7 protein-coding genes are annotated in these 7,397 nt (G+C 59.9%); 6 read left to right on the top strand and 1 reads right to left on the bottom strand.

Annotated features, from left to right (window positions below):
- Positions 1-216 precede the first annotated feature (216 nt).
- Positions 217-2,880, bottom strand: coding sequence for a hypothetical protein (locus tag QJT78_RS46670; protein WP_281460692.1), 2,664 nt, complete (start codon positions 2,878-2,880; stop codon positions 217-219).
- A gap of 471 nt (positions 2,881-3,351) precedes the next feature.
- On the opposite strand from QJT78_RS46670, the gene QJT78_RS46665 reads away from it, so the two are divergent.
- From QJT78_RS46665 to QJT78_RS46640, 6 genes are all read left to right on the top strand, one after another.
- Entirely contained in the window at positions 3,352-3,933 is a 582-nt protein-coding gene (locus tag QJT78_RS46665) for a deoxynucleotide monophosphate kinase (protein WP_281460691.1), read from the top strand.
- Between the two features lie 2 nt (positions 3,934-3,935).
- Positions 3,936-4,514 carry a terminase small subunit gene (locus QJT78_RS46660; protein WP_038952975.1) on the top strand — a complete coding sequence of 193 codons (579 nt, stop codon included), beginning with the start codon at positions 3,936-3,938 and terminating at the stop codon, positions 4,512-4,514.
- A 171-nt stretch (positions 4,515-4,685) separates the two neighbouring features.
- Positions 4,686-6,632 (top strand): phage terminase large subunit family protein, encoded by a 1,947-nt coding sequence (locus tag QJT78_RS46655; RefSeq protein ID WP_038952974.1) that lies wholly within the window; start codon positions 4,686-4,688, stop codon positions 6,630-6,632.
- A 15-nt stretch (positions 6,633-6,647) separates the two neighbouring features.
- Positions 6,648-6,920 (top strand): helix-turn-helix domain-containing protein, encoded by a 273-nt coding sequence (locus QJT78_RS46650; RefSeq protein WP_038952973.1) that lies wholly within the window; start codon positions 6,648-6,650, stop codon positions 6,918-6,920.
- 52 nt (positions 6,921-6,972) lie between these two features.
- On the top strand, positions 6,973-7,179 hold the full coding sequence (locus tag QJT78_RS46645) for a hypothetical protein (protein ID WP_028181390.1): 207 nt from the start codon (positions 6,973-6,975) through the stop codon (positions 7,177-7,179).
- On the top strand, positions 7,176-7,397 hold a 222-nt coding region (locus QJT78_RS46640; protein WP_281460690.1), incomplete at its 3' end, for a hypothetical protein. The genes QJT78_RS46645 and QJT78_RS46640, both read left to right, overlap by 4 nt.

Genomic DNA, 7,397 nt, shown 5'->3' with positions numbered 1-7,397 from the left:
TGCCGAAAGTCATCGCCGGTGTAAAGTTCATCGACGGAATCGAAGTCATTCCGAACACTGAAAGCCACGCCGCCTGATCAGGCCGCGTCACCCAAAATCAGCCATAGCTCGCGAATCGAATCCACCCCCTTCGAGCGGGAAGGTTCATGAGCTAAATGACTCCCACCCCCCTCGGACGTAGGCGATCGTGTGCGGCAATGTCGCGCAGATCATGCCCTATACGGGTGGATGATCACCTCGCCATTTCTGAACCTCCTCTGCTGGTTCGTCATCAAGCGGTCGCAGGAGTTCCTCTGGAGAGAACAGCTCGCGATCCAAAGTAAGGTCTTCCGGATCGATGGAAAACGACAGAGCAGGATGATTGTCCCGTCGTCCCTGAAGCTCGTCATGCAACTGCTTTTCCAGTCGCTCAAGCTCCCCTTGCGGGAGTTGCTCTGAATGGAATGCGGCTTGCGCCTGAATGAAAGCCGACGGGGCGGGGTGATCATCTCGCCTTTCCTGAAGCTCCTCTGCTGGCTCGTCATCAAGCGGTCGCAGGAGCTCCTCTGGAGAGAACAGCTCGCGATCCAAAGTAAGGTCTTCCGGATCGATGGAAAACGACAGAGCAGGATGATTGTCCCGTCGTCCCTGAAGCTCGTCATGCAACTGCTTTTCCAGTCGCTCAAGCTCCCCTTGCGGGAGTTGCTCTGAATGGAATGCGGCTTGCGCTTGAATGAAAGCCGACGGGGCGGAGTGATCATCTCGCCTTTCCTGAAGCTCCTCTGCGGGGTCGTCATCAAGCAGTCGCCGAAGCTCCCCTGGATGGAACTGGTCGAGATCAAAAGTAAACTCCTCCGAATCGACGGGAAACGACTGAGCAGGATGATTGTCTCCTACTCCGTGATGCTCGTCTTGCAACTGTGTTTCCAGCCGCTGAAGCTCTCCCTGAGGGAGCTGCTCTGAGTGGAATGCGGTTTGCTCCTGAGTGAAAGCCGACGGGGCGTGTTGACCGTCCTGTTCTTCCTGAAGCTCCCCTAGCCGAGTGCTCGCTTCGTGCGGCGCGCTGTGCTGCGCAGCGGCGGCGTCGATGCGCAGCGGTCCCATCGGCGCCGCGCTTTCAGGATTGATGAGGGCCACGTTCTGGGGGGAAGGATCGATCAGCGTCCTCCGTCTCTTCGCTGCTCTCGATTGAGCGGTGTCATGCTCATGATTTATGAGGACCCCTTCGCTTGGCAGGAGATTGCTCCCGGCGCGTGCATCTGTCCTTTGGCGAAGAGTTTGTTGGACATCGTTAGATGCGTCTTTCCCTGAGGGGAGGGCGCGCGGTCGCCCGCGAGAAACTAAATGATTGGGGTCATGATACGCACGAAGGACGCTCAGCCCGGCCTTAATCATTGGGTTGTTCGGAAAGTAAGTAGTTGCGTGATCTAGCAGAGACTTGTAATCTGCTAGATCGGTCGTTTGGCCGCGAGCGCGGAGATCATTCACAAGTCGATGAAGTGCCTGCGTATAGCGTCTAACCGTTTTAGGTTGTGAGTTGTTCTGCGCCACATATTGAGCGATCGCGCTATCGATATGGTTCCGGTCTTCCGTCGACAGATAGTCTGGGGCGGGGTCGTGATACGCACGAAGGACGCTCAGCCCCGTCCTTATCTTTCCGTTTGTCCGAAAGTGGGTATTTGCGTGTTCCACTAGGGCATCGTGGTTCGCTAGATCGGTCGTTTGGCCGCGAGCGCGGAAATCATTCCCAAGTCGATAAAGTGCCTGCGTATAGCTTTTAACCGTTTCAGGTTGTGAGTTGTTCTGCGCCGCATATTGAGCGATCGCGCTATCAATATGGTTCCGGTCTTCTGTAGAAAGATGAGGATAGGTGTTATGCGGACGAAGAACGCTCAGCGCTGCCTTAATATTTTCGTTGTCCGAAAAGTAAGTATTTACGTGTTCCGCTAGGGCATCGTGGTTCGCTAGATCGGTCGTTTGGCCGCGAGCGCGGAGATCATTCCCCAGTCGATAAAGTGACTTAGTATAAGCTCTAACCGTTCCAGGTTTGGGGTTTTTCTGAGCCGCATATTGAGCGATCGCGCTATCGATAAGGTTCCGGTCTTCCGTCGACAGATGGGGATGGCCAGGGCCCCGGCTGCCAGCGGTGCCGTCGATGCGCCGCGGTTCCATCTGCACCGCGCTTTCGGGATTGAGGAGCGCGCTCTGGGAGGAGTTATCGCGCTTAGCTCGTACGACGAGTTCTTCCGCCGCCCAAAAGGTCCTAAAATAATTCAAGGACTTAAGGAGATCCGCATTGCGCCCGCCGGTGTACTTGTGTATGGCGCCATCGTCGATCAGCGACTTGCTGTCCAGGCGATCGACAATGCTTGGTAGCTTATTTTCGAATAGCCAACGGCTATAGGTAATGAGGCGGCTTACATGCTCATGTGCCCCTCGGCTCTTCATGCCGCGCTCTATGAGGGCGTGCTCAAGCTTCAGGACGGCGGCATCCTTGGAATAGAGAGGCCGCTCGTCCGAACGCCCTCGGACTATGATGCCCGTTGTTGCAACCTGCGGTGCACCGCTACTTTCTCCTGAAGCGGCGTTCGCGTTTGACTGTCGGTATATCACAACCTCTTCAAGATCGGGCAGCGTCCTCCGTCTCTTCGCTGCGCTCGATTGAGCCGCGTCATGCTCATGAGGGATCACAGTATCGATAAAGTTCCGGTCTTCTGTAGACAGATGGGGATAGCTGGTGGCCCTGTGTCCGCTGGCGACGGGAGCAGCCTGGCTTGCCTCGGCCAAGTGCTGCTCAAAGACGTCTTGCCCGGCCGGGCCCGCCTGCGGCTCTTCCGAAACGGCGTGCCGCGCTAGCGACCCAGCTGGCACATTAGATGGATCGAAGTTCTGCCGGTCCATGTCAGCCTCGTGTTCAAGATTACCTGCGTAGGTCCCCTACTGCGGCAAGCTTTCTAGAACCTGACGTAGAGATGTCTCGCAGCGGTCGCAAAGGCCAGCCTGGGAACCGACATCGCTAGGAGTCAGCGTCTTCCCCATGATCTAGCTTCTCGCACCTGCTGCCAGCTTCGAACATCTCACAGATTGTAACTGGGTCCTTCCAGGGCCCTTCCCCCATTCGGGTGACGCGCGACCGCCCGACTCTCGCAGATACAAAATTTTAAAAGTGACTTTCTGTTCTCGGATCGGTTGTGGAACCTGGGGGTCGATCCCACCCCGGCCTGCCCCTGAAAACATCAGATTGGCGATTTCCAAGCCCGAAATTGATATTTTGATCCGGCGGCGGTCCGGCGCTGCGATGGGATACCGAAACACGCTCGAAAGAAACTATACCGATTGAGACCGTATGGCTCCCAATCGGAGCCTCCATCCATGATCGTCATCGGCCTCAAGGGCCTTATCGGGTCCGGCAAGACCACCGTGGCCCGCCATCTCATCGAGAACCACGGGCTTGTGCGCGGCCGGTTCGCTGGCGCGCTCAAGGACATGCTGCGCGCCTACCTGCGCTACCGGCGCTGCGACGAAGCCACCATCGAGCGGATGATCGACGGCGATCTCAAGGAAGTGCCGACGCCCTGGCTGGGCGGCCAGTCGCCGCGCCACGCCATGGAAGGGCTCGGCGGCCATTGGGGCCGCGATTGGATGGGCTCTGAGTTCTGGATCGGCACCGAGACCGACGTGCTTTACATGAGCGCGCCGAAGCGCGTCGTGTTCGAGGACGTGCGCCACGCAAACGAAGGCGAAGCCATCGACCGCATGGGCGGTTGGGTGATCGAGATCGTTCGCCCCGGCCTGATCCCCCAGGAACACCGCACCGAGCAGGCGCAGGCCGAAGTAAAGGCCCATCGCTCCGTCATGAACTACCAGGGCGATATGGCGTCCACCTTCCGGCAGATGGACATCGTCGTCGCCGATCTGGCGGCGCGGACCGACCGGCTGAACGTGATCGACTGATCATGGGCAAGACCGTCAACCGACAAGAGCTTGCGGACATCTTCGGCTATTCGCTGCCGACGATCTCCGCATGGGTCGAGAACGGGATGCCGGTCAAGTCGCACGGCGGCCGTGGCAAGCAGTTCGAGTTCGACACCGAAGACGTGCTGAAGTGGCTGCTCGCGCGCGAACGTGCAGAGCGCAAGGCGCATACGGCCGCGACGCTTAAGGAAGGCGGCGAAGAGATCACCATCGACAAGGCGCGCCTCCGCAATGAGATCGCGAAGGCGAAACTGTCCGAGTTGGAATTGGCGACGAAGATGGAGCTTGTTCGCCCCATCCAAATGATCGTCAAGGTGCTCTCGAACGAAATCGCCAACGCACGCGCGCGGCTGCTCGGCATCCCATCCAAGCTCCGGCCCGCCATTCAACTCGAAGTCGGCGCGCCTGAAGGCACGAAGAAGCTGGTCAACGAAGTTGAGCGGCTGATCCTCGAAGCACTGAACGAAATCAAGATGACCACGGAGCCCGTCGAGGAAGAACCTCACGTCGAGCCGACGGTCGAACACATCGAGCAAGACGAAGAAGAAAATGACGAGTGAGTTTAAGCCTTCGTGGATGAAGTGGCCGCCCAACAGTTGCGAAGTCTGCACCGGATGGAAGCGGGAAGGGGAGTGGCACGGCGTTTGTCAACGCACGGCCTCGATCAACTTCGAGCAACCGACCGACGCACGTCAGCGCTGCCCTGAGTATCAGCGCAAGCCGGATTGAGCATGACCGCCGCCGTCGCCGTAGTCGATGAATACAGTGACGATGCCGCGTATGAAGCTCGGCTTCGCGCGCAGGTTCGCGAAATCATCGCGCAGAGCTTCAGCCCGCCGCCGAAGCTGACCGTCTCCGAGTGGGCGGACGAATACCGCGTGCTCTCGCCGGAAGCGTCTTCCGAGCCCGGCAAGTGGTCTACTGCGCGCGTCGAGCCGTCGCGCGGCATCATGGATGCCTTCGCCGATCCCGAGATCGAGATCATCACCTGTATGGTCGCGGCGCAGACGGTGAAGACCGAAGTCATCAACAACGTGGCGGGCTTCCACGTCCATCTCGATCCGTGCCCGATGCTCATTCTGCAACCGACGTTGCAGATGGCCGAAGCATATTCGAAGGATCGTCTCGCGCCGATGATCCGCGACACGCCGCCTCTCTCGGCGAAGCTCGGCAACAGCGCGCGCGACTCCGAAGACACGATCCTTCACAAGAAATATGCGGGCGGCCACATCACCATGGCGGGCGCAAACTCGCCCGCATCGCTCGCATCGCGCCCGATCCGCATTCTGCTCTGCGACGAAGTTGATCGCTATGAGGCGAGCGCCGGTAAGGAAGGCGATCCCGTCTCGCTCGCCATCGAGCGAACCACGACGTTCTGGAATCGCAAGATCGCACTCGTCTCGACGCCGACCATCAAGGGCGCGTCGCGCATCGAGTCATCCTATGAGGAAAGCGATCAGCGCCGCTTCTTCGTGCCGTGCCCGAAGTGCGCTCACATGCAGCATTTGCGCTGGGCGCAAGTCCGATGGCCCGACAACGATCCGTTGGCGGCACGCTATCACTGCGAATACAGCGACCCCGACACCGGCGAACTGTGCGACCACGGATGGAGCGAGGCAGAGCGGCTGAAGGCGATCCAGCGCGGTGTGTGGATCGCGACGCGGCCCGAAGTGAAGGGTCACGCGGGCTTCCACTTGAACCGCATCGCGTCGCCGTGGCGCGCTCTCGGCGAGATGGCACGCGACTTCGTGTTGGTGAAGAAGCACCCCGAGCGTCTGAAGACCTGGGTGAACACGCGCCTTGCGGAGACGTGGGAAGAGCGCGGCGAGCGAGCCAACCCCGACTCGATCTTTGCGCGCCGTGAAGAGTATGACGCCGCGATCATCTTGCCGAGCGGCGTCGGCTGCATCACCGGCTCCGTCGATATTCAGGACGACCGCGCCGAAGTCGAGTGGTGCGGTTGGGGCCAGGACGATGAATCGTGGTCGCTCGACTACAAGGTTCACTATGGCGCGCCGAACACCCCCGGCTTTTGGGAGGTCATCGACAACGCCTTGATGCGAACGTTCAAGCATCCGTCCGGCGTCGAGATGCGTGTGGAAGCGGCCTGCATCGACTCTGGCGGCCACTTCACGCAGCACGTCTACAACTTCGTTCGGCCGCGCATCGCTCGCCGCGTCTACGCTATTAAGGGCATCGGCGGACCCGGCCGCCCGATCTGGCCGGTGAAGGGCACCGTCAACAAGGCGAAGAACGTCACGATCTTCGTGCTTGGCGTCGATCAGGCGAAGGACATGCACTACAAGCGGCTCGAACTGAAGGAGCCCGGTCCCGGCTACTGCCATTACCCGCTGCTCGAAAACTATGACAAAAAGTTCTTCGAGGGCCTGACCGCCGAAAAAGCGGTGCTGAAGACCGATAGGCGCGGCTTCGTGACGAAGGAATGGCACAAAGTCCATCAGCGCAATGAACCGCTGGATCTCCGCGTCTACAATATCGCAGCGCGGCTCTCGCTCGGCATCAACATGGAGCGTCGTTTGATGGCTCTGCGGGCGGCAGCGGCGAACGCGCTGAATGCTGCCCCGCAAATGCCCGTCGCGCGCGAAGAACCGGCCCCTGCGGCTCCCCAGGCTCTTCCTGGGAGGCGTCGCGTCCGCAGCCGTGGCGTTGAAAGTTAAGGATTGAGCGGCTAGATGAAGAGCATGATGACCAAGGACGATGTCCGCGCCGCCCGTACCGCCCTGGGCAAGATGTGGAAGCCCGGCGGTGCCCCGCTGACGGCCCAAGAGCTCGTGCGCGCCCTGGGGCTCTCCGAGGACCACGGCACCGACCACGTCTACAACATGGAGAAGGGCAAGTCGGCCGTTTCCGGCACTATCGAGATGCTTTTGCGCATCTATCTCGCCGGTGGAGTGCCGCCTGACGATATCGTGATCTTCAAGGACGCTCCAAAGCGAGCGCGCTAAGGGAGATCGGAACGCTCTCTCTCGAACGATCCATGTCCCGTAGCTTCGGGGCATGGCAAAGACCGTCGAAGAGCAGCTTGAAGAGACCCTAAACTCGATCAACACGGTCGAGCAGAACGGTCAGCGTTACACGATCAAGGATCGTGAGCTTTGGCGCGCCGATCTGCGCCAACTCGATCAGCGCGCTCAACGCCTCGAAAAGCAGGCCGCTCGGGCCAAGCGCGGCGGCATTCGTACCCAGCGGGTGATCCCGCTGTGATTAAGCCCGTCGCACCGACCCTTATGGACCGCTTCCTGGCGGGCGTCGCACCGAACTTCGCGACGCGCCGCTATCATGCGCGCCTCTCGCTCAACTACATGGGCCAATGTCAATCGGCGTTTGACTGGGACCCCCTATCGGCCTCCAAAAGGGACCCCTTTGATCGGCGTGCTCTGCTGGTAGCGCTCGGGTCGTCGGAGCTGGTCGGGGTTGCGGAG

Origin of the sequence: Bradyrhizobium sp. Mp27 (genome assembly GCF_029953005.1) — a bacterium.
GTDB classification, from domain to species: Bacteria; Pseudomonadota; Alphaproteobacteria; order Rhizobiales; family Xanthobacteraceae; genus Bradyrhizobium; species Bradyrhizobium barranii.
The sequence above is the reverse complement of the archived record's forward strand: the minus strand, read 5'-3'. Positions and strand labels throughout refer to the sequence as shown.

Coding starts and splice junctions, on each gene's coding strand:
- QJT78_RS46655 (WP_038952974.1), top strand. CDS start 4,686: ATGACCGCCGCCGTCGCCGTAGTCGATGAATACAGTGACGATGCCGCG.
- QJT78_RS46670 (WP_281460692.1), bottom strand. CDS start 2,880: ATGGACCGGCAGAACTTCGATCCATCTAATGTGCCAGCTGGGTCGCTA.
- QJT78_RS46645 (WP_028181390.1), top strand. CDS start 6,973: ATGGCAAAGACCGTCGAAGAGCAGCTTGAAGAGACCCTAAACTCGATC.
- QJT78_RS46665 (WP_281460691.1), top strand. CDS start 3,352: ATGATCGTCATCGGCCTCAAGGGCCTTATCGGGTCCGGCAAGACCACC.
- QJT78_RS46660 (WP_038952975.1), top strand. CDS start 3,936: ATGGGCAAGACCGTCAACCGACAAGAGCTTGCGGACATCTTCGGCTAT.
- QJT78_RS46650 (WP_038952973.1), top strand. CDS start 6,648: ATGAAGAGCATGATGACCAAGGACGATGTCCGCGCCGCCCGTACCGCC.